Genomic DNA, 22,589 nt, shown 5'->3' with positions numbered 1-22,589 from the left:
TACTTGTTAAATCTAGTACAATAGTTGCTTCATATGCGCCGCCGCATTTGTTGTTTCCAACCAAGCCATTTTCTTATTCAGGTATTACACTCCTATAAAGCTTTTTAACTTCTTCATAGATCTTATCAAAATTGTTTTGCGATTAGTAATCACGACGAAGTATTCGTTACTTCAAATATTTGGAAATTATTTCAATTTGATGATTGTTTACTATTGATTAGACAAATATTCCATGGTAAAACTCGATAATATTGGTATATCCTTTGGAATAAATCTATCTTTCTTTTATAATAGAGATGAACAGAATTAGTAGGAGGTTATTAATATGAAAAAAAATCAAAGTAAATGGATTGTGAGTACAGCATCTGCTGCATTGGTTGCGGCAGCTGTTGTTCCTGCTGCAAGTGCAGCCTCCTTTACAGATATTGCAAAGAGTGACCATAAAGAGGGGATATTGGCATTAGCAGATGCAAAAATTGTAGGTGGTTATACTGACGGTACATTTAGACCAAACGCTCCCCTTACGCGTGGCAATGTCACAAAATTTTTAGGGAAATGGCTTGTATCGGAACACTATCAAGTACCAGCAGATTACAATAAAAAAGTACGTTTTACAGACTTACAGCCTGCATCTACAAAAGATAAAGAATTATTACAATATGCAGCACTTATTTACGATACAGGTATTTCCAAAGGTACTAATAACAAATTAACGCCTTCCGAGAATATTTCACGTGAACAAATGGCTTCTTACTTAGTACGTGCTATTGAAACAGTTTACGATATCGATTTAATTGCGAAGTATAAAGAGGAAAACTATAAATCTTCTATTACAGATTTAAAAAATACGTCCTCAACAGAGAATCGTGAGGCAATTATTGCACTAGAGTATGCAAAGATTACAAATGTTAAGGCATTTAATCCAACCAACACATTAACACGTGGTCACTTTGCATCTTTTTTACATCGTACTATGACAAATGTCACTGATATGCTCAAAGAACATGAAGTACCTTTACTCATCCAAACAGTTAAAGTTGTAGATGCCAATACACTACAGGTTACATTAACAGATGGGACAAGCCATAAGGTAACATTAGCAACGCCACTTACTGAAAATGTGGAAACAAAGGTAGATTTTAAAATTAATGATAAATCCTATTCAGCTGTTGTTACATATGAAGTCAATGAGCTGAAGGTGCAATCCATTGAGGGAATCAATGCCTCTCAGATCAAAGTTGTTTTCAACCTAGCAATTGACCCGCTCTCTGTCTTAAAAACAGATGGGAAATTACAGGATAATATTGCGGCTTTCTCTAATGTGGACACTTTAAGAGCACTATCAGTTGTGAAAACAGAAATCAGTGCTGATAGAAAATCAATCATCTTTACAGTAAATGAGCCATTAAAAGGCACACATCGTTATGTGTTAAACAACATCAAATCTGAAAAGGGCTTACTGCTTAAAAGAGTAGATGCGAATTTTGTCATTGCTGGGGATACACAACCACCTACTATTTTGGGAACAACACAAGGAAATAACTCTTCAATCGTAAAAGTGCAGTTTTCTAAGCCAATGGCAGCATTTCCAAATGAACGCATTCAATTCACATTACCAAATGGAACAAAGGTAATGAATGTGGTAGGGAGTATTGAACAAAACGCAACTGAAGCAACCTTTGATTTATCAGCTGCAACAGTGAATGGTAGTTATTTAACACCAGGTACAGCTATGCAGATTACATTTGTAGCGGCAACAGATTTGTCAGGGAATATAATTTCACCAAACCCTGCAACTGTAACAGTGAAAAAAGGAGATAAGGATGGTATTCCGCCAACACTATCTTCTGTCACACAAACTGGCCCAAATACATTCCAGTTATTATTCTCAGAAGAGATTCAACCACTTTATGCATATGATCTTTTAATTAAAAACGGACAGACTTCAATTTCCGTGAATAAAGTAGAGAAAGATCCCAAAAATGGTCGTTTAATCAATGTGACGGTTGATCCAAAAAGTATACTTCAAGGAATTACAACGATTGGGACAGCTTCTAGCCGTGTCATTACTGACTTATCAGGTGAAACGGCAACATTCTCAACTGTATATAACTTTATAAAAGATGACAGAGCGCCTGTCCTAATGAATTCTGAAATTGTTTACGAGGATAATGTAGAATATTTACAATTATCGTTCGATAAGCCAGTACAGATAGGAGCTTACGCAAAAGCATCATTTACGGGAAGCTATATGAATAACCACATTTTGTATGAGGTATCAAGAGGATCTCAAAGCGATATTCATACCGTAAAAGATCAGCCTACAAAATTACGTGTTAAAATTGCAGGTCTGCTAGGCCCTTATGATACAAAGGGAGCTCTTTACGATGGCAAACTAACTTTATTTAATGTTACGAATTTATATGGTGTGCCTATCAATGAAGTGCAAAATGTAAAATTTACACGTAACGGTGATTTAAGTGTTAATGGTAATAAACTGACATTAACGCAGTACAATGCAATTCAAACATCTGCGACAGATTATTCTATTAAAGATAATAATATTGTTTATTTAAATTTCAATTATCCAGTTGATCCAGCACTTGCTCAAAACGTTCAAAATTATATTATTGATAACGCTCAAGTAGAAAGTGCAGTTGTAGAGGCATCCAATTTAAATCGCATTAAGCTTACAGTGAAAAAAGATTCGAATTATTTTAATGGCATACGAAATTTCACGATTAAAGGCTTAAGAGCAGCAAACTCTATGGAATCATTCGATGAGGTGCGAACTACAGTTAATCTTAAAGAAAATATTGCACCAAAGGTTGTGAATGTGAATGTTAGCAATTCACAAACGTTAGAACTTGTTTTCAGTGAGCCAGTAATAAACGTTAATAGTATGGACTTTGATATTAGTGTGAATGGTTCTTCGGTAGCAGCAAGTACTTATGCACAAGGCAATGATAGAGTGCTGATTACAATATCTCAGAGTGGATATTTATTTGAAAACGGTAGAAATGTTACGATTCAAGCTTCACCACGTAATGCTATTACAGATAATAATGGAAATAAGTTAGATTTCACTTCACAAACAATAACAGTGCAAAGATAAATAATAGGGATTAAGCAAGGATTTCCTATGACAGATATTTGTTTTTCCACAAGGTAAATTACCTGACGTGGGACATACTAAATGCAGTAGATATTAATTTTATCTACTGCATTTTTTTTATGTATATTCACAAGAGAAAGCCCTAGATTTTCATTTTATCGTACCATTAATGTAAGATAAACGGTGCTTTATGAATATACTGAGGACCTTTATGTTCATTTTTTATTTTGGTACCTTATTTTGAATTTTACGCCTTAATCGACTAAGATGGTAATAGAAACAAGACTAGGAGGAATATGGATGGATAAACTTGTGTGGGTGAATAATCAACAATATTTATTACAGAAAAATATAGAACAATCCGTACCTTTTTTACAGCATTTCACATCAGAGCAAGTAAATCGTGTTACAGCATTTCATCATACATATGAAAAGTTTAAAAATACACCTCTACGAAATTTACAAGCTCTTGCCTCATTGCTGGGCGTACAAAATATAATGGTAAAAGATGAGTCTTATCGCTTTGACTTAAATGCATTCAAAGTATTAGGCGGTGTTTATGCAATAGGACAGTATGTCGCCAATATATTAGGAAGAAATATTGAAGATTTATCATTTGAACAACTTAAATCACCAGAAGTAAAAAAACAGTTAGGAGACTTAACGTTTATTTCAACGACAGATGGTAATCATGGTCGTGGGGTAGCTTGGGCTGCTCGAGAGCTTGGCTTTAAAGCACGAATTTATATGCCTGCTGGTAGTGCCGAGGAGCGTCTACAAAATATTAAGAATGAAGGCGCTTATGCAGAAATGACGACTATGAATTATGATGATACGGTTCGTTATACCGCAAAGCTTGCGCAAGACAATGGCTGGGTCATCATACAGGATACAATGTGGGAAGGTTATGAGGAAATACCGCTATGGATTATGCAAGGCTATGCAACGCTTGTAAAAGAAGTGGTGGATCAGCTGGAAAAGGCGCCTTCGCATGTATTTTTGCAAGCGGGTGTAGGGTCTTTTGCAGGTGCCGTTGTGGCCTATTTAAAGCAATCTTATACACAAGAAATTACGTTCATTTTAGTAGAGCCTTATGCGGCAAATTGCTTTTACGAAAGCTTTAAACAAGGAGCACCACATTATGTAACGGTTGGAGGAGAAATGCAGACTATTATGGCAGGTTTAGCTTGTGGAGAACCAAATCCAATGGCTTGGGAAATTTTAAAAACCTATACGAAGATAGGGATATGCTGTCACGAGACTGTCGCTGCAACTGGTATGAGGGTGTTAGGCAATGCAATTGGAACAGATGCCCGTATTGTTGCAGGGGAATCAGGAGCGGCTCCATTTGGATGTTTTTATGAATTAATGACAAATGAGCATTATGCCTTACTAAGGGATACTTTACAAATAAACGAGCATTCCCGTGTGTTGTTTTTCAATACAGAGGGCGATACGGATGTAGAAAACTACCGCAACATTATGTGGCACGGAGGCTATGCAAAGTAGGAATAAAAGGCATCTCATTGAGATGCCCCAGATTGAAAACGAAAGGTATTCGGAATAATCACATTCCGAATACCTTTTGAAATTTTAGTAAATAATTACCAATATTCCTGTTAGCGAGAGTAGTACTCTACGAGCAACTATTTTCTTCCAATTTTGGACTTTAGCATGTTCATTAGCTAGCTTCTTCAAATTCATGGCAGCAAAAGTAAGCATCCCCTGCATGAACAATTTTTTAATCACTCGTAAGGTTGTCCAACGCATACCATGCTTTTCTTTCGCATCCGTACATACACGTTCCATCGTTTCTTTTCTACGTGCACGTTTGTTTCATGTCACTTTGATAACGTAAATGATCGGCTTCTTCCATATGATTGTACCCAAAAAGGAGTTCAATGATTTTCCGATGTCAGCATGTCTAATTAATCTGGTTCATTATTACTATTGTTCGTCATCCTACCCATCACCTCAATCATTTACAGACGTGCACTAGTTGATTGGAGTGCAGGCGGCGACTTCTGCGGGAATAGCATGAGCTGAATGCCCCACAGGAGCGTAGCGACGAGGAAACTGAAGCCATGCCCGCGAAAAGCGTCTGCCTTAGCGGAAAGTAACAGGTTTATATAGATACTCCTATTTCCAAAGAAAAAAGACTATAAACAAACACGTATCATCAAAGTATCGGATAACTGGAGTTGTTTTTAAAAAATATATATAAGATTTTTCTCTTGACCTTGACGTTGCGTAAAGGTTTAGAGTATGGGTAGTGGAGGTGAAAGTGGTGGAATACTCGATACAGGAACTAGCCAATTTGTCTGGCGTCAGTACAAGAACGTTACGGTATTATGATGAAATTGATTTGCTAAAGCCAGCAAGAACAAACGAGGCAGGTTATCGATTTTATGGAGAAAATGAGGTCGATGTACTGCAACAAATACTATTTTACAGAGCGTTAGATATGAAGTTGGCAACAATTCAGGAAATAATTCAGGCGCCTGATTTTCAACCTATAGTTGCACTTGAAACGCATCGCATGGCCTTACTCCAACGAAAAGAGCAACTTGAAAAATTATTACAAACAGTAGAAAAAACGATTGAATCATTAGAGGAGGAACGACCAATGACAAACGAAGAGAAGTTTAATGGATTTAAAGAGAAGCTAATTGAGGATAATGAAAAGCAATATGGTGAAGAAATTCGTGCGAAATATGGTAATGACACAATAGAAGCATCGAATTCTAAGTTGAAAAATATGACGGAGGAGCAATTTACGGCGATGCAGCAGCTAGAACAGCAATTATTTGAACGTTTAAAAGAGGCAATGGAAATTGGCGATACAAAAAATGATGTAGCAATGGAGGTTGCAGAGCTTCATAAACGTTGGCTAAGCTTTTCATGGCCGCAGTATTCCAAGGAAGCACATGTTGGTTTAGCGCAAATGTATGTTGCTGATGAGCGTTTTACAGCCTATTATGATGAGCGTGTAACAACGGGTGCTACACAATTTTTACATGATGCAATAATGGTGTATGCGCAAAATTAAGTAAGCCTTGTCATGCTTTATGTTTTAGAAACATTAATTTAGGAAAAAATGAAAGCATGAGGAGGAGATTTTTTTGAACCAACAAGTGATGGAAAAGTTAAAAAAGCAATTAGAACAGGACTTGCAGGAAATAGAACAACAGCTTGAGGAAGCAGAGCGACCACAAGCAACAGAGCTATCTAATTATGATAATCATCCTGCTGACAATGCAAGTGATTTAACAGATCAGCTAACAGAAATGGCTATCGATGGACACCGAGGTGATGATGCTGAGGAAATTAAACGTGCGCTTCAAGCAATGCAAGATGGCACATACGGCACATGTACTGTCTGTGGAGAGGAAATCCCACTTGGACGCTTAGAAGCTATGCCAAAAGCATTGACGTGTGTAGAGCATGCGGAACAAAAAGAGGAGCAAATAAGACCCGTGGAAGAAGAAGTACTATCGGCATCGCCAAAATCGGATGATTTCGAAGAAGTTGAAGAGTTTGGCTCATCAGATACACCTTCTGATAAAAATTAATTTAAGCAATCCTTGCCATGAGCAGTATAATAGCTGTAAGAGGTGAAGGGCATGGAAATTATTGATTTACATTGCGATGTACTAATGAAATTAACGCAGCTAGAAACAGCAAAGTTTGCAGATGATAGACGTTTGCATGCAAACAAAGAAAGGCTGCAACTAGGGCAAGTCAAAGCACAAGTGTTTGCTATTTTTATTAAACCAGATATCCCGCAGAGTTTGCAATTTTTAGAGGTCATGCGTCAAATTGAAGTATTCCATACGCATGTTTTACAAACCGAAGGCATGGTGCATATTACAGAGTGGTCACAACTAGATACATTGGCTCCACACGAAATTGGTGCTATTTTAAGTTTAGAGGGCTGTAGTCCTATCGGTAGTGATTTAACAAAGCTGTCCGCTATTTTAGATGCAGGCGTAAAGCTTGTTGGGCTTACATGGAATGAAGAAAATGCCGTAGCTTATGGCGCTGAACAAGATGCCAGTCTTGGCCTAAAAGCATTTGGAAAAGAAGTAGTGGATTTGCTAAATGAGCGAGCTATTATTATAGATGTATCTCATTTAAATGAGCAGGGCTTTTGGGATGTCTTGCCATTAGCGAAGCATATTATTGCTAGTCATAGTAATGCGCGAGCACTTTGTGATCATCCACGTAATTTAACAGATAAGCAGGCCAAGGCACTAGTAGCGCATGGTGGTCATATTCATGTAGTATACTTCCCTAAATTTATCGGTGAAGATGCGACAATAGACGATTTAGTTACACATGTAAAGCATCTAGCTAATTTAGTAGGAGTTGAACATCTCGGGCTAGGTTCTGATTATGACGGAATTGATTGCACAGTTCAGGGATTAGCACATGCTGGGGAGGCGCAAAATTTACTAGAAGCTTTACGTGCTCATTTTTTAGACGAAGAGGTACGTGGTATAGCAAGTAATAATTTACGTCAATTTATAAAAAAAGCAGCAACCCGTTAAGGCTGCCGCATATTTACCATAGCTAGGGTTGTACTTCATTAATAGAAAAAGTAATTTAACAGCAGTCCTACTGCTAATAGGAAGCCAAAGATTGTATTTGTTTGCGCTGTATATTTCATCGCAGGCATTACTTCTTTCGCTTCTTTTTTATCGCGGAAAATTTGGATGGCACGAAGCGGCTTCGGTACACTTAGGAAAATAATAAGTGCCCAAAAGGTAATACCATCAATTGCTACTAATGCAATTACCCATAAGTACGAAACGATGAAAAAGCCAGATAATACAGAAATAGCACGGTCACGTCCTACTAAAATGGCAAGTGTTTTACGACCACCTTCTGTATCACCAACGATGTCACGAATATTATTTGACAGCATGATGCCACCCACTAAAATCATACTTGGTACTGAGAGTAAAATCGCATCAAGTGTTACTGTAAGTGTTTGAATATAGTAGGCGATTAAGACAATCCCCATTCCCATAACAGCACCAGAAACAATTTCTCCAAATGGTGAATAGGCAATAGGATACGGCCCTCCAGTATATAAAAAACCAATAAGCATGCAAACGATTCCTACGGCAGCGAGCCACCAAGAGGTTGATGCACAAATATAAACGCCAAGAAGCATCGCAATTGCATAAAAGCTTAAGGCAATCATCATAATTGTTTTTGGTTGAACACCATGACGGACGATCGTTCCGCCAATGCCAACAGAGTGTTCATTATCAAGTCCAAGTTTGTAATCATAGTATTCGTTGAACATATTAGTTGCTGCTTGAATGAGCATACTTGCGATAAGCATAGCAAAAAATAGTCCAAAATTAATTGTTTCTTTATCAATTGCGAGTGCAATTGCAGTTCCTAAAAATACTGGAACGAATGAAGCGGTTAACGTATGTGGTCGTGTTAAATGCCACCAAACTTTAAAACCCCTATCAGCTTCAATGACTTTGGTCATAAGGTCTTTCTCTCCTTCAACTATTGTAGACTCTTCTTATTTTATACGAAGAAAGAGAAAATGGATAGGTTCACAGCTTATTACATACTGTTCAGTTGAAAAAAATGATACAATAGAACATGCATTTATGAACTGGAAATATAAAAATACAGCCGTCAAATAGTGAAAGATGGCTATTTTAGCGTATTAAACATGATTCAATGGATAGACAAGCGTCACTGAGTTACGTCAAAGCCCGGGCAGCTGTTTCAGATTGTTTGACGTTTCAGTGATAAGTACAATGTTGATTACATTGCAAACTACTAAGTCTATAACGAAAAGACTCCAACTTACTGAACAAAGGATAATTCAACATCTGAACGTATTGACAGATACAAATACACCAAGGCTTAATTGATTGATTATGTACATTGCAACAACGGAGGTAATATTCATGCAACAGAAGTGGTACCAAGCCACAGAAATAGAAGTGGACTCTTTGGGCCAAAACCTTCATTTTTATATGGAAACGATCGAAGTAAGTCGCTTATCGGCGCTAGCATTTTATGCAGCGGGTGAGGAGCGTTATAAAGGTGAACGATTTTATTGGCAAAATAGAGAAAAAACAATGACATTAGTGGGTTTAGGACATGCCCATACGATTCAAAATAACGCAAAAAATGACCGCTTTGACGAGGTGGAAGCGGAGTGGAAGCACTTAACGAAACATTGTGTTAAGGGCCAAGCTGAGCTACAGCCCATTTTATTTGGCGGTTTTACATTTGATCCACAAAATAATGTGGATGGGGAGTGGACGGGCTTTCCCGAAGCATATTTTGCACTGGCAACATATCAGCTTGTATTGCGTGATGACAAAGCATATGTGAGCATTCATCTTATTACACATGAAAAACAGCCAGAAGAACAGATGGAAGCACTACGTCAAGAGCGTGATCATTTCATTCACGCTGCGCAGGTAAAAGAAGTGGGAACGTATTCAAAGCCTGAAATAACAAGTTATTTTGAGCCGTATAAGGAGCCGTACCTAGCGTCGATTGACCAAGTGACAGCCCTGATTAAGGCGAAGAAGGCCAATAAAGTCGTTATTGCACGATCGCTTGCTTTACAGTTTAAAGAGCAGGTAGCATCACCACAAATACTATCGCAAATTATAAATGAACAGCCGGAAAGTTATTTGTTTGGATTAGAGCGTCACGAATTATTATTTTTTGGTGCGTCACCGGAACGACTTGTGAAAGTTAAAAATGGACATGCCTATTCATCATGTGTGGCAGGCTCTATTAAACGTGGTAAAACAGCTGATGAAGATGAAACCTATGGACAAAGCTTATTAAATGATCCAAAAAATGGTGGCGAGCATCACTATGTGGTTGATATGATTGCTGATATTTTCCGTAAAAACTGTATCAATGTGAAAATACCTGATGGTCCACGCTTACTAAAAATTAGAGATATTCAACATTTATATACACCGGTTGAAGGTCAGTTAAATAATGGAGCAACTATTTTGCAACTGACAAAGTATTTGCATCCGACGCCAGCTTTAGGCGGTGTGCCGAGACAAGAAGCAATGGCAGCTATCCGTAAATATGAGCCGATGAATCGTGGGCTTTATGCTGCACCAATTGGTTGGATGGATGCAGAGGGAAACGGAGAATTCGCGGTAGCTATTCGTTCGGCAGCATTAATTAAAGATAAGGCCTATTTATATGCAGGTGGCGGTATTGTAGCTGATTCAGAACCACAGTCTGAATATGACGAAACGTTAGTGAAATTCCGTCCGATGCTTCGGGCGTTAGGAGGACAATTACATGAGTGAACAGAAGATATTAACTGATTATGTATATAAAATTGTCGCATCACTCGTACAAGCAGGTGTACGAAATGTTGTAGTAAGTCCAGGTTCACGTTCGACACCCCTTGCTTATGCTTTTGCATCAACAAAGCAGCTTAAAATATATCGCCAAGTTGATGAACGATCTGCCGCATTTTTCGCATTAGGTATTGCTAAAGCTACGGCACAGCCGGTTGTCCTATTATGTACATCAGGTACAGCTGCCGCAAATTACTACCCTGCGATTGTAGAGGCTAGTTATGCACGCGTACCATTAATCGTTATGACAGCAGATCGTCCCCATGAATTACGAGAAGTAGGGGCACCACAAGCTATCAATCAACCAAATTTATATGGTCCTCATGTAAAGTGGAGTGTTGATTTTCCACTGCCAGATAACGCTGCACCAACATTGCCATTTATTGAGCGTCACCTTGCTCGAGCGGTTGCCATAGCGACGAGTGCACCGTCTGGACCTGTGCATATTAATGTACCGTTCCGTGAGCCATTGCTGATCGATTTTCGTGAGGAGTTACCTGAAGCATCATTTAAGCAAAGTAGCATTGCTGAGCTAACGCCTTCTGTGGCAATACAACAGGAGCTAGCGTCAATTTTACGCACGACAAAACGAGGCTTTGTCGTTATTGGTGAGCTTGCGCTAGGGACAGATGTAACTATTTTATGGGACTTTGTCCGTCAATTGAAATGGCCTGTTATTGTGGAGAGTTTATCAAATATGCGAACGTCTGTACCAGAAGATTGTTTGCCATATGTTATTTCAACGTATGATGCGATTATGAAAAGTGAAGAATTTAAAGCGCTTGTTGAGCCAGAAACAGTGCTACGTTTAGGTTCACAGCCTGTATCGAAATTTATGATGCAATTTATTGCGAAGTCACGACCAAATACTTATATAGTTGTGGATGAAGACCCCATGTTCCGAGATTCTACAGGTGTATCGACACACTTTATTCATGCAAGTGTTGGTGATTGGCTCGTACAGTTAGATGTTCCTGCAACTGCGCTAGAAGCGGAGTACTTAGCGGAATGGCAAGATGCTAATGATATTGCACTGGAGTATATTGAACACTATACAGCAGGAGCAATCGATGAGGGTGCCATGGTGAGTCGTTTACTAGAGATGATTCCTAATGGCAGTGATATTTTTGTTAGCAGTAGTATGCCAATTCGTGATATTGATACATTTTTAATGAAAACGACAAAGGATCTTCGCATTTTTGCAAATCGTGGTGCGAATGGTATCGATGGTGTTGTATCTACAGCAATGGGCTTTAGTCAAGTGAATGGTCGTGAAACCTATCTACTCATTGGCGATTTAGCCTTTTTACATGATGTCAATGGACTTATAGCATCGCGCTACCAAGAATGTAATATTACTATTATTGTCATGAATAACGATGGCGGTGGTATATTCTCTTATCTACCACAATCAACAGTAGAAGCACATTATGAAGATTTATTTGGCACACCAACAGCACTTGAATTCCGTGATATTGCACATATGTATGGTATGGAATATATTCGGGTAGAGGACATTTCTGAGCTATTATCGAAATTTAACATAGTGAAAAAACGTCCGTTACGTTTACTAGAAATATTTACGGATAGAGAAGAAAATGTCTATGCCCATCGTGCGCTTTGGAATCTCATTAATGCAGGTTTAAAGGCATGGCAAAGCTAAAGATTCGAGGCATTGAGACGCACGTAAAAATATGGAATGAGGAAGCACAACAAACGATTGTGGCTTTGCATGGTTTTACTGGTAGTACGGAGACGTGGCGAAATTTAGCGGATGCTTTGCCTCAAGTGCGCATTGTCGCAATTGATTTAATTGGTCATGGGCAAACGGCTGTACCTGAGCAAATTAGCCGCTTCACCATGCTAGAACAACTGCGTGATTTAGAGGAAGTTTTTAATCAACTACAGCTAGAAAAATTTACGCTATTAGGCTATTCGATGGGTGGACGTATCGCATTATCATACGCAATTACGTACCCAGCACGTGTAGACAAGCTAATATTAGAAAGCGCTTCTCCAGGATTACGTTCATCTGAAGAACGAAAGTCGCGTTGTGAGCGCGATAATGCACTTGCTGAAAAAATAGCGGCAAACGGTGTGGAATCCTTTGTCCATGCATGGGAAAATATCCCGTTATTTGCCTCGCAGAAACGTTTACCTGCAATTGCCCGACAAGCAATTCGCCTAGAGCGACTCGCCCAAAGGGAAAGTGGTCTAGTTGGTAGCTTACGAGGGATTGGCACTGGTATGCAACCGTCAAATTGGTCGCTTTTAACACAAATGGATATGCCTGTACTGCTTATTACTGGCGCACTAGACGAAAAGTTTTGTCACATTGCCATTGACATGAAAGCGTTATTAAAAAATGCACAACATATGACAGTAAATGACGTGGGACATGCAATTCATGTGGAAAATCCCGCTGAGTTTGCTACAATAGTAATGAAGAATTTAACGTGATGTTTTATTACGTTAGCGTCTCGATTTTTTCGAAACGAATTATTAATTAGGAGGTAATACAATGACACGTCAATGGACTACTTTACATACTTACGAAGATATTAAGTATGAATTTTATAACGGTATCGCTAAAGTAACGATTAACCGTCCAGAAGTTCGCAATGCATTCCGTCCCAAAACGGTTATGGAAATGATTGATGCATTTTCACGCGCGCGTGATGATAAAAATGTAGGTGTTATCATTTTAACAGGAGAAGGAGAACATGCCTTCTGCTCAGGTGGTGACCAAAAAGTACGCGGACATGGTGGCTATGTAGGGGACGATGAAATCCCACGTTTAAATGTGCTTGACCTACAACGTTTAATCCGCGTTATTCCAAAACCAGTAGTAGCGATGGTTGCGGGCTATGCAATCGGTGGAGGCCATGTATTACACGTTGTATGTGACCTGACAATCGCAGCTGACAATGCTCGTTTTGGACAAACTGGACCAAAAGTTGGTTCATTCGATGCTGGTTACGGTTCAGGCTATCTTGCACGTATTATTGGTCATAAAAAGGCACGTGAAATTTGGTTCCTTTGCCGTCAATATGATGCACAGCAAGCACTTGATATGGGATTAGTTAACACAGTTGTTCCTTATGCGCAATTGGAAGACGAAACTGTTCAATGGTGTGAGGAAATGCTGCAAATGTCTCCAACTGCGCTACGCTTCTTAAAAGCGGCGATGAACGCAGATACAGACGGCTTAGCAGGTCTTCAACAAATGGCGGGTGACGCAACACTTCTTTACTACACTACAGATGAAGCAAAAGAAGGTCGTGACGCTTTCAAAGAAAAACGCCAACCAGACTTCGGTCAATTCCCAAGATTCCCTTGATTATTTAGATCGATTATCGGCTCGTGTCTCTTAACAGATGCGAGCTTTTTTATGTATTTGAATGGTTGAAGCGGATAAAAGCTATGAAATGACGGATAAAAAGAGAAAAGTCGCGGATAGAATCTATGAAGTGACGGATAGAAAGAGAAAAGTGATGGATAGAATCTATGAAGTGACAGATAAGGATAGAAAACAGTCAATAGACGGATTACGCCAAGAAGCGGTAAGCTTAATAGTGTGAATGATTGGAGGGAACAAAAATGTATCCAAATTGGATTTTGCAGCGTGCGTATTTAACGCCATTACGTAATGCTCTCACATATGAAGGACAAACATGGACGTTTCAAGAATTAAACGAACTTTCCATGAAACGGGCGCGTCAGTTAACAGCGCTTGGTATCAAACAAAAAGATCGAATTGCTCTATTGGGACCAAGCACATCTAGTCTTGTTGTAATGATGTACGCGTGTATGCATTTACAATGTGAAATGGTGATGCTTAATCGTAGATTATCTCAATCAGAAATAGCCTATCAATTAGAGGATTCGGAGGCTGTAACGGTACTAGTGGCAGATGAGGATGCTGAGAAGATACCGACGAATACCTTGTCATACTATTTGTTTTCTAGTGTTGAGGACGGTACAGAGCAAGACGTAGACATTGCGAAAGAATGGTCATTGGCACAAACTACATCAATTATGTACACGTCTGGGACAACAGGTTTTCCAAAAGGCGTTCGTCAAACGGTTGGGAATCATCAGGCAAGTGCAACGGCCTCTGTACTTAATTTAGGTTTACAAACCGATGATACATGGCTATGTGCTGTGCCACTATTTCATATAAGCGGTTTTTCAATTTTAGTACGGTCGTTATTGTATGGCAACAAAGTGCAGTTATACGAACATTTTGATGTGGACGCTATTGCTCACAATATTATCGATGGAACAGTGACACATATGTCGGTAGTTGCTGTGACACTAGAACGAATTTTACATGCCCTTGAGCAGAGAAGTGCACTAGCTTCACCACTTTTTAAAATGTTATTGGCAGGAGGTGGTCCTGTACCGATGGATTATTTAAAACGTGCCAATGCTTTAAAACTAGCGGTAGCACAAACATACGGTATGACAGAAACCTCATCGCAAACTGCTACACTCGCAAGCGAAGATGCAATGCATAAAATTGGTTCAGCAGGGAAGCCTTTATTTTTCAACCAAATTAAAATCATCGAGCCAAATGCACAAGGTGAAGGGGAAATTTGTATTCGTGGACCACATGTAACACCCGGTTATATTGGCCGTTTTGCCCAAAAAAGTGCCACTATAGAAGGCTGGCTTCATACAGGCGATGTGGGTTATATGGATGAGGCTGGCTTTTTATTTGTTGTAGATCGTCGTGCCGATTTAATAATTTCTGGTGGGGAAAATATTTACCCTGCCGAAATTGAAAATGTACTGTTGGCACATTCGGCTGTACAGGAAGCGGGGGTGTGTGGCATAGAGCATAATCAATGGGGCCAAGTACCAATTGCCTTTGTCGTTTTAAAGGAACAAGTATCAATGGAGCAATTACAAACGTTTTGTCGAAAAAAGCTGGCTAAATATAAAGTACCCAAAAAAATCATCGTTATCGATGAACTTCCACGCAATGGTGCAAATAAGTTATTGAGAAGAAAATTAGTGGAATTGCTTCCACATGAAAGGAGCCTTCATTAAAATCAAGGCTTCAGTGATTTTCATTAATGACGTGTTCGTATGTAAAATCAGTGTCTTTTACCACTGCTTACACTGTTTATGTTTCTCGCCATGTCCAAACAGCGAGTTTCTTCAATTTTATGGCAGAAAAAGTAAGCATCGCCTGCATGGACAATTTTTTGAGACCTCTTATGGTTGTCCAACACATAGTTTACGAACTAAGTGATTTTGTGGTACCACTTGAGCAATCGTAATTATTTCAGGTTGATCACGGTCATTCTGTAAGTTTTTTTGACATCAAAGCACAACATCTCTGATTCTTTATAGAAAGGAAAAAGCTGCGAGACTGCTGCGGAAGAACGAGCCAGCTAGATCGCGCAAAAAGTGTAGCGAGGGGGAGGACGCTAGTTGGTTCGTCCGCGGAAAGCGAGTGGCTTTTTCCGCAACAAATTATTCATACTTTCTACAGTCAGAAGCCTTCATTAAAATGAAGGCTTCTTTTTTGTATATTCACAGGGTACGTCACTTATTTTAGGGTAAATTAATAATAAATTAACATAATTTGTATTGAGCGGCATAAACTATTTAGTAAAGGAGACAGACTCATATGAGAAAATATATATATAATGTCATCATTATATTATTTGTTCTACAAATGAGTCATGTGCAAGTATTCGCAAGTTATGAACAAAAAACTATCGCAACAGCTACTACAATAGAGACACTACAATATCAGATTCAAAAAGAAGTAATGCAGTTAACTACTGAATTTGATATACGATACACAGGTGATACATCGGCATTGAAAGATGAACTAACAGAGCTTATAAAACATGCAATAAAGGACCCTTATTTTTACGCCAATATTTCTAGTTTTAAATGGAAGTATGATGGTTATGCCAATAATATTGTCATTGAATTTCAATTTACCTATCATATTTCTCAAAAAGAGGCGGATTTTGTAGAGCGGACTTTGACCGATATTATTGCGCCCATGCATGGATTAAGCGAATTGGAGAAACTACAGGCTGCACATGATTTTATTGTTCTAACTTCGGAATACTCGAAGGAAACGAAAGGAAGTCAATATTCTCCCTACACACTGTTAACAGAAAACAAAGGGGTTTGCCAAGCGTATGCATTAGTACTTTTTCGGATGTTAGAGATGCTAGGTTTTGAGGTGCAATATGTCACGGGAGAAGTAGGCGATCAACTCCACGCCTGGGTATTAGTGAAGTTAGATAAGGATTGGTATCATATTGACGTTACGTGGGATGATCCATTACCTGATCGTCAAGGTGAAGTGCGTTACAACTATTTTCTACTGTCAGATAGACAATTAGCGCAAGATCATACATGGGATTATGCAAGTTACCCGGCAGCAACAAGTGAAGACTATTCTGCTTTACAGCAGGACAGTAAGGTTGAAGTAATGACGAAACCGCTTGTGTATAGTAACTTAAATAATGACCGTGGCCTGTCTATATTAGGGCAAAATAAGCTTTACACAATGCAGTTACAAGAACAGGCTACTCACTTAGAAAAAAGGTATACAAAGAGCGATGAGCCGTTAAAGATAGCTTCATATGACATGAATAAGCATATGGTTTTCATAAGGTCTTATGCTTACTTATCAATCGTGCCAACAATAGAAGAGGTTGAAGTTGCACATCTATTATTACCAAGTATTCACAGAACGGAAAAAAGAATGCCGCAAGAGAAATTAGTCATAATAAAGGAGGTGTCCCATCTTGCTTTCGGGGCACCTCCTTTCTCATGTGCAAGTTAATGCGCGTTTAACGCAGTATTTAAAATTTCCATATTGTTTTGCATTAACGTGAAGTATGTCTCATTATTTTTTACATCATCCGTTGTTAAAACGCTTAAGTTATGCAGGACAAGTGATTCCGCACCAACTTCTTTTTGAATGACTTCTGCTAGTTTAGACGATACGTTTTGCTCAAATAAAATATAGTGAATGTGCATGTCTTTTGCTTTATCAACAATCACAGTTAATTCCTTTTGAGAAGGCTCATTTTGTGAATTTAAACCTGCAATCGGAACTTGTGTTAAGCCATATTCACCAGCAATGTAGCCGAATGCTGCATGTGAGACGAAGAATGTTTTTTCTCCGGCTTTTTCACCCATCGTTTTAAATTCACTATCTAAGTCTTGTAACTCTTTTACTAATGCATCGTAATTAGCTGTAAAAGTCGCTTCTTGTGCTGGCATTTTTTCAACTAATGCATTTTTAATGGAAAGTGCTAAATCTTGGCTTATCACAGGCGATAGCCATAAATGTGGATCGACATCACCATGATCATGGTCCTCATGTGAGTGACCTTCTTCAGCGTGATCGTGCTCTTCTTCGGTAGCAGCATGATCATGTTCATGCGACGCACCGTCTTCTTCTTCATGTGAGTGACCAGTACTGACAGCTAATTTCTCATCGGATACTTGGTCTGCTGTAGCAACCATTGTCACCTCTTCTTTGGCTAGTGTTTTTTTCGCGTTCTCCACGAAACCTTCAAGACCTAGACCAATATAGAAAAATAAATCTGCATCTGCTAAGTGCATCATATCTTTTTGAGTAGGCTCGAATGTATGCTCATTAGCACCAGGAGGGTAAATTGATGATACTTCCACGAAATCACCACCAATTCGCTCAGTAAAATAGCTTAGAGGATAAACAGTTGTGTAGATGGCCAATTTATCTTGTGCTTCTGACTGATTAGACGTTGAAGACTTATTACCACAGGCAGCTGTAAATACAGCAAGAACAGTAACTAGGAAAAATAACAATATTTTTTTCATATAATAGGGTACCTCCATCAAATAGTAATGATTACGATTTGTTTTTTGAACAGTTCCTATAATAACGCACATCTAAAAAAAGTACAAGAAAAAAATGACCTTCGAAAATTATTTCTTTCTCGAAGGCCATTTTTCAGGTACAGGATCAAAGCCACCAGCATGGAATGGTTGGCATTTTAAAATACGTATAACAGTTAAGATTAGTCCTTTAATTGCACCGTGCTTTTGAAGAGCTTCTAAACCATAAGATGAGCATGTTGGATGAAAGCGGCACGATGGTGGCGTCATTGGTGAGATGAATTTCCTGTATAACTGAATGAGCCATATAAAGGGATATTTCATACTTGTCCATCCTTATGCTGTGTATTGCTTTCCTCAGGCTTCGCATCGATGGTTTGTGTGAAAAAGTCTCCTTTTTTCTTCATGATAACGATTACAGAAACCCCGAACATTAGCATCATCATGGCGATCATAATAATAATTGGTAATGGCACACCCATTGTTCTCACTCCAGATTCTAATTGATATTGTCATTATAAGAGATTCGCTTTTGAAAATATACTAATTGAACTAGTCATCATGATGCTGTACTTTCTGCTTAGGTTTTTCGTCAACTGTATGTTTAAAGGCATAAGCACGATTGACACTTAAAATGGTAGCAATTGTTATTCCAATAACAACAATGACTGCTACGATAATGAGAGTAGTTAAATTCATGGCATTCACTCCGTTCATTGTTCATCATTACTATTATAAAAGATGTACTAGAGTTAGTTGTGAAGGAAGTTTGACATTCCAGCGAATAAAATCACTCTTTTTCCATCATACTATGGAAAAAGGGGTGTTTCGGTGCTATGGATCGTCAACGCGTATACTTTTCACTTGCCAATCAAACGTATTATACCAATCCATATGGAGGCCAATGGAATTTTGAGCTCGATGTAGATCGGCAAGCATTAGATGTTTTTGAAAAAATCTTTCAGCAAATGCAGCTACTAGAAATATCGAATGCATGGCGTGCACAATTACCTTATGTACCCTATCATTTAGATCAGGAAAATGATGCCATCGATTTACGTTTGAAAAAAATCTATGCCCTTGTGCATGAATATGGGGACGCGGATACAAAAGCTTTCGTAGAACAACTACCATATTTCAATAGACGTGTCTAAAACGGGGCAATTTAATGAGACATCATTGGACGATATGAATTTTATATTAGAGTACAAAACATTGCAGTACACATTAAAGCTGTACCAATACGTGAACTAAAAATTAACAACGCTAGAATGGTGTGACCACATTCTAGCGTTGTTAATTTTATTAGTTAAGGGTCTTCAAAACAGCAAAGACTGCTTCACGAGGTACCATAATAGGAATCGTCAGTTCTTTTTTTACCGCATTTTTCATTGTAGTAGAGTAGCCCATGCAATCTAAGATTAGCATCTCAGCGCCTTGTAGATGTAATGCTTTTGCCTTAGCTAACAAATCTTTTTCATTAAAATGATACGGTGAACTTGCAGCAAACGAGAACTCAAATTTTGCTTTACGCCACTTATCTGTGACACTGTCCAACTGTTCGGGTTCAGGTCCAATTAATCCAAGTTTTAAATCAGTTTGAATACCTTTGACTAAATGGGTCATCATTCGATCGGGGAGTAATAGATTTTTGCCAACTAGTGTATTTGAAAAATCGCCCGTACACATAAGTAAAATCCATGTATATTCTCTCAAATCATCGATACGCTTTTGAATAAAAGGCAATAGCTTATTTTTACTTAGTTTTACCTGTTCGCCATTTGCCAGTAGTGTGACTAAAACATCTAAATCTTGAACACTAGGTGCAAGTGCTGCGATTTCTGACGAAGAGAGTAAATCGAGTACACCAAACTCCGTGATATGTAAGCCATCTTTTTTTAATTGTAGAATATCATCAGCCATATCTTGGCGGGGGGCTTGACCTATTGTGACAATTGCCATTTTAGAATGCATTAGGATCACTCCACTTCGTAGTATTTTTTACCATTGATAAATGTTTGCAGCACTTTTGCTTCGGTAGTAAAAATAGGATGAGACCATACGACGAAATCAGCATGTTTACCTTGTTCCAGTGATCCTATAAGATGATCGAGTTGCACAAGCTTGGCAGCATTATGCGTAATACTTTTTAATGCAGTTTCTTCATCTAAGCCGTAACGAATGGCCTCTGATGCGCAGTACTTTAAATACTGTATAGGGACAAAAGGATGGTCTGTCATTATGGCAAAAGGGATGTCATGCTCTTTAAATATTTTAGCGATTGCCGGTGTTGAATTACGAGTCTCATATTTTGATGGTGTGAGCATATAGGGTCCAACCGTTGCATTAAATCCACTTGCTTTCACAGCATCCACAATCATATGTCCCTCTGTACAATGTTCTAAATGGACTTTAATATTAAATTCTTTGGCAATCCGAATGGCTGTCATAATATCATCTGCACGATGACAATGCAGACGCAGTGGCATTTCACCACGGAGCACTTCAATAAATGGACGTAACTCAAAGTTGTGAGTGATTTGTTCATTCTTTTCATCTTCAGTTAGATGTGTGGCACGTTGAAAGCCATCACGTAAAATTTGGGCAATTGCCATACGTGTCATAGGTTTTCGTTTATACTGGTTACCAAAAACATTTTTTGGGTTTTCTCCTAAAGCACCTTTCAAACCGCTTCGTTCCACTAATATGCGCGAAGCCAGAGTGGGACCTGCTGTTTTTAAAATACTCCATATTCCACCGATTACATTGGCACTTCCAGGACCCGTTTGAACAGTAGTAATACCACCTTCAATGGCATGTTGAAACGAGAAATGCCGAATATCTACACTGTCTAAAGCATGCATAAGTGGGGTAAATGGCTCACTGTATTCATTCGCATCATTAATATCTTCTGTTACTTCTGCCCAAGTCCCAACATGCGCGTGGATGTCGATTAAACCAGGCGTGACAAAAGCTCCTTGTAAATCAATAACTTCAGCATGTGCGGGTAATTCTTTAGCAGGACCAGCATAAGTAATCGTCTCATTTTCTACCCAAAGTTGCTCAAACGTATCGTTATAATCATTTGCTGATATAAAATGTGCATTGTGATAAATAATCATTTGTCATCCCTCACCTCTGAAAATACTTTTTGGCCCTTTATAATAGTAGCGACAACCTTTGCATCTAAATCTAAAGGATGTTTATTCCATACTACAAAGTCTGCTAGTAGTCCATCGTGGATTGCACCAGTTAGATGTTCAATACCGAGGAATTTTGCCGCACCAGTTGTTAATGCGTATAGTACATCCTGACGTATTAAACCTTCACGGACGGCTAAACAGGCTTCAAGTGCTAAATGTGTCGTGCTACTAACAGGATGATCAGTACAGAAAACAAAGGGAATATTACTATTGTTAAGTTGTTTATATAGTTTTGGTGAAAGTGCCAACATTTCGTTATGTTCGATATAACGGAATGTTGGGCCTGCAATCACGGTATTAAATGTTGTATCTGCTACTAATGGCATTTCAGTCCCATGGATAATGTGGAACTCAAAATCGAACTGTTGTTGTAGACGAGCAATTAGCTCAATATCGACTGCCTTATGCGCTCGCACAATAATTTTACGAATTAGTGGCTCTTGCTCTTTAATTTTTTGAAGTGTTTCTCGAAGTATCTTAGCTATACCCATACGAGTGAGCGGTTTTTTCTTAGTAGAAAAAAATGTCCTTTTGGCATTTTGACCAATCGAAAAAGAGTAAGCAAAATCTTGCTTTATCACCATCTCATCAACGGTAATATGTGCATGATGAATAACTGCTGTTTTTGCCCCAATTAAACTTTTCGCAGAAGGTACGATATGGGAGGCCGTTATGCCATGAGAAATTGCTTTTTTAAATGCTGCATCGAAGGGATAAATGCCATCAACTACTGAATATTGCAGATTTGAGTCAAGCTCAAAGCTATCATCTCCTTCCCAACGAATACCTATTTCAGTTAAACCGATTTGAGAGCAACAATCGATCAAACCGGGTGTTACATAATAACCTTCTAAATTTATTTCTGTTGCTATAAACGCATTGCTTTGTTTAAAATATTGTTTTTGCACATCAAAATTTTTCTTTTCAAAACTACGAGTTTCAGAATTAAAAACAAGCCCATTTATATAACGTGTCGTCAATTAAATTTCCTCCAATCAATAGAAAAGCAGAGAACTACCTCTC

Annotated in this window: 21 protein-coding genes and 1 pseudogene; 13 read left to right on the top strand and 9 right to left on the bottom strand. The window is 38.6% G+C overall.

The annotated features are described in order from the left end of the window. Positions 1-325 precede the first annotated feature (325 nt). Together ACOMCU_RS18275 and ACOMCU_RS18270 are read left to right on the top strand one after the other, a co-directional pair. Complete coding sequence (locus ACOMCU_RS18275; RefSeq protein ID WP_421050960.1) at positions 326-3,115, top strand: S-layer homology domain-containing protein; 2,790 nt, start codon at positions 326-328, stop codon at positions 3,113-3,115. 300 nt (positions 3,116-3,415) lie between these two features. Further along, on the top strand, positions 3,416-4,624 hold the full coding sequence (locus ACOMCU_RS18270) for a diaminopropionate ammonia-lyase (protein WP_421050959.1): 1,209 nt from the start codon (positions 3,416-3,418) through the stop codon (positions 4,622-4,624). Between the two features lie 84 nt (positions 4,625-4,708). Here ACOMCU_RS18270 and ACOMCU_RS18265 read toward each other — a convergent pair. Then, positions 4,709-5,030 (bottom strand): annotated as a pseudogene (locus ACOMCU_RS18265) (transposase); the annotation flags it as partial. Positions 5,031-5,402: 372 nt separating this feature from the next. On the opposite strand from ACOMCU_RS18265, the gene ACOMCU_RS18260 reads away from it, so the two are divergent. The 3 genes from ACOMCU_RS18260 (at position 5,403) to ACOMCU_RS18250 (ending at position 7,665) form a co-directional block, all read left to right on the top strand. Then, positions 5,403-6,164: a MerR family transcriptional regulator gene (locus ACOMCU_RS18260; protein WP_421050957.1), complete on the top strand. Its 762-nt coding sequence runs from the start codon at positions 5,403-5,405 to the stop codon at positions 6,162-6,164. 73 nt (positions 6,165-6,237) lie between these two features. Continuing rightward, a complete protein-coding gene (locus ACOMCU_RS18255) occupies positions 6,238-6,687 on the top strand; it encodes a TraR/DksA C4-type zinc finger protein (protein WP_421050956.1) in 450 nt (149 codons plus the stop codon). Positions 6,688-6,738: 51 nt separating this feature from the next. Then, positions 6,739-7,665, top strand: a complete 927-nt coding sequence (locus tag ACOMCU_RS18250) for a dipeptidase (RefSeq protein ID WP_010860296.1) — start codon at positions 6,739-6,741, stop codon at positions 7,663-7,665. Positions 7,666-7,703: 38 nt separating this feature from the next. Here the strand turns inward: ACOMCU_RS18250 and ACOMCU_RS18245 are convergent, their stop codons facing one another. Then, a complete protein-coding gene (locus tag ACOMCU_RS18245; RefSeq protein WP_421050954.1) occupies positions 7,704-8,624 on the bottom strand; it encodes a 1,4-dihydroxy-2-naphthoate polyprenyltransferase in 921 nt (306 codons plus the stop codon). A gap of 433 nt (positions 8,625-9,057) precedes the next feature. Between ACOMCU_RS18245 and ACOMCU_RS18240 the strand changes: the two genes are divergently transcribed. From ACOMCU_RS18240 to ACOMCU_RS18210, 7 genes are all read left to right on the top strand, one after another. After that, entirely contained in the window at positions 9,058-10,443 is a 1,386-nt protein-coding gene (locus ACOMCU_RS18240) for an isochorismate synthase (protein ID WP_010860294.1), read from the top strand. Then, on the top strand, positions 10,436-12,160 hold the full coding sequence (menD, locus tag ACOMCU_RS18235; RefSeq protein ID WP_010860293.1) for a 2-succinyl-5-enolpyruvyl-6-hydroxy-3-cyclohexene-1-carboxylic-acid synthase: 1,725 nt from the start codon (positions 10,436-10,438) through the stop codon (positions 12,158-12,160). The genes ACOMCU_RS18240 and menD overlap by 8 nt, the downstream gene beginning before the upstream one ends. Beyond that, positions 12,148-12,957, top strand: a complete 810-nt coding sequence (menH, locus tag ACOMCU_RS18230) for a 2-succinyl-6-hydroxy-2,4-cyclohexadiene-1-carboxylate synthase (protein WP_010860292.1) — start codon at positions 12,148-12,150, stop codon at positions 12,955-12,957. Before menD ends, menH begins: the two co-directional genes overlap by 13 nt. 61 nt (positions 12,958-13,018) lie before the next feature. Further along, a complete protein-coding gene (gene menB, locus ACOMCU_RS18225; protein ID WP_010860291.1) occupies positions 13,019-13,837 on the top strand; it encodes a 1,4-dihydroxy-2-naphthoyl-CoA synthase in 819 nt (272 codons plus the stop codon). An 88-nt stretch (positions 13,838-13,925) separates the two neighbouring features. Then, on the top strand, positions 13,926-14,078 hold the full coding sequence (locus ACOMCU_RS18220; RefSeq protein ID WP_421050953.1) for a hypothetical protein: 153 nt from the start codon (positions 13,926-13,928) through the stop codon (positions 14,076-14,078). A 19-nt stretch (positions 14,079-14,097) separates the two neighbouring features. Next, a complete protein-coding gene (locus tag ACOMCU_RS18215; RefSeq protein ID WP_036130740.1) occupies positions 14,098-15,552 on the top strand; it encodes an o-succinylbenzoate--CoA ligase in 1,455 nt (484 codons plus the stop codon). A gap of 586 nt (positions 15,553-16,138) precedes the next feature. Continuing rightward, complete coding sequence (locus tag ACOMCU_RS18210; RefSeq protein WP_421050951.1) at positions 16,139-17,320, top strand: transglutaminase domain-containing protein; 1,182 nt, start codon at positions 16,139-16,141, stop codon at positions 17,318-17,320. Here ACOMCU_RS18210 and ACOMCU_RS18205 read toward each other — a convergent pair. The 4 genes from ACOMCU_RS18205 to ytzI all read right to left on the bottom strand — a co-directional run bounded on the left by ACOMCU_RS18205 (position 17,317) and on the right by ytzI (position 19,062). Then, entirely contained in the window at positions 17,317-18,345 is a 1,029-nt protein-coding gene (locus tag ACOMCU_RS18205) for a metal ABC transporter solute-binding protein, Zn/Mn family (RefSeq protein WP_421050949.1), read from the bottom strand. The two genes, ACOMCU_RS18210 and ACOMCU_RS18205, sit on opposite strands and share 4 nt — an antisense overlap. A 108-nt stretch (positions 18,346-18,453) precedes the next feature. Beyond that, positions 18,454-18,687, bottom strand: coding sequence for a membrane protein insertion efficiency factor YidD (gene yidD / locus ACOMCU_RS18200; protein ID WP_036130737.1), 234 nt, complete (start codon positions 18,685-18,687; stop codon positions 18,454-18,456). Continuing rightward, the gene (locus ACOMCU_RS18195) at positions 18,684-18,845 is read right to left on the bottom strand and encodes a hypothetical protein (RefSeq protein WP_196228898.1); all 162 of its coding nucleotides are present in this window, start codon (positions 18,843-18,845) and stop codon (positions 18,684-18,686) included. Before ACOMCU_RS18195 ends, yidD begins: the two co-directional genes overlap by 4 nt. 70 nt (positions 18,846-18,915) lie before the next feature. Continuing rightward, positions 18,916-19,062 (bottom strand): YtzI protein, encoded by a 147-nt coding sequence (gene ytzI / locus ACOMCU_RS18190; protein ID WP_155242468.1) that lies wholly within the window; start codon positions 19,060-19,062, stop codon positions 18,916-18,918. Positions 19,063-19,199: 137 nt separating this feature from the next. On the opposite strand from ytzI, the gene ACOMCU_RS18185 reads away from it, so the two are divergent. Next, on the top strand, positions 19,200-19,517 hold the full coding sequence (locus ACOMCU_RS18185) for a hypothetical protein (RefSeq protein WP_036130735.1): 318 nt from the start codon (positions 19,200-19,202) through the stop codon (positions 19,515-19,517). A 151-nt stretch (positions 19,518-19,668) separates the two neighbouring features. Here ACOMCU_RS18185 and ACOMCU_RS18180 read toward each other — a convergent pair whose 3' ends face one another. From ACOMCU_RS18180 to ACOMCU_RS18170, 3 genes are read right to left on the bottom strand one after another with little or no spacing between them, the layout of a single operon-like run. Then, positions 19,669-20,337, bottom strand: a complete 669-nt coding sequence (locus tag ACOMCU_RS18180; RefSeq protein WP_036130731.1) for an AroM family protein — start codon at positions 20,335-20,337, stop codon at positions 19,669-19,671. A gap of 5 nt (positions 20,338-20,342) precedes the next feature. Further along, complete coding sequence (locus ACOMCU_RS18175; protein ID WP_421050947.1) at positions 20,343-21,485, bottom strand: amidohydrolase family protein; 1,143 nt, start codon at positions 21,483-21,485, stop codon at positions 20,343-20,345. Continuing rightward, positions 21,482-22,546, bottom strand: a complete 1,065-nt coding sequence (locus ACOMCU_RS18170; protein ID WP_421050946.1) for an amidohydrolase family protein — start codon at positions 22,544-22,546, stop codon at positions 21,482-21,484. Before ACOMCU_RS18170 ends, ACOMCU_RS18175 begins: the two co-directional genes overlap by 4 nt. Positions 22,547-22,589 lie beyond the last annotated feature (43 nt).

The organism is Lysinibacillus sp. UGB7 (genome assembly GCF_049058285.1).
GTDB classification, from domain to species: Bacteria; Bacillota; Bacilli; order Bacillales_A; family Planococcaceae; genus Lysinibacillus; species Lysinibacillus sphaericus_B.
The sequence above is the reverse complement of the archived record's forward strand: the minus strand, read 5'-3'. Positions and strand labels throughout refer to the sequence as shown.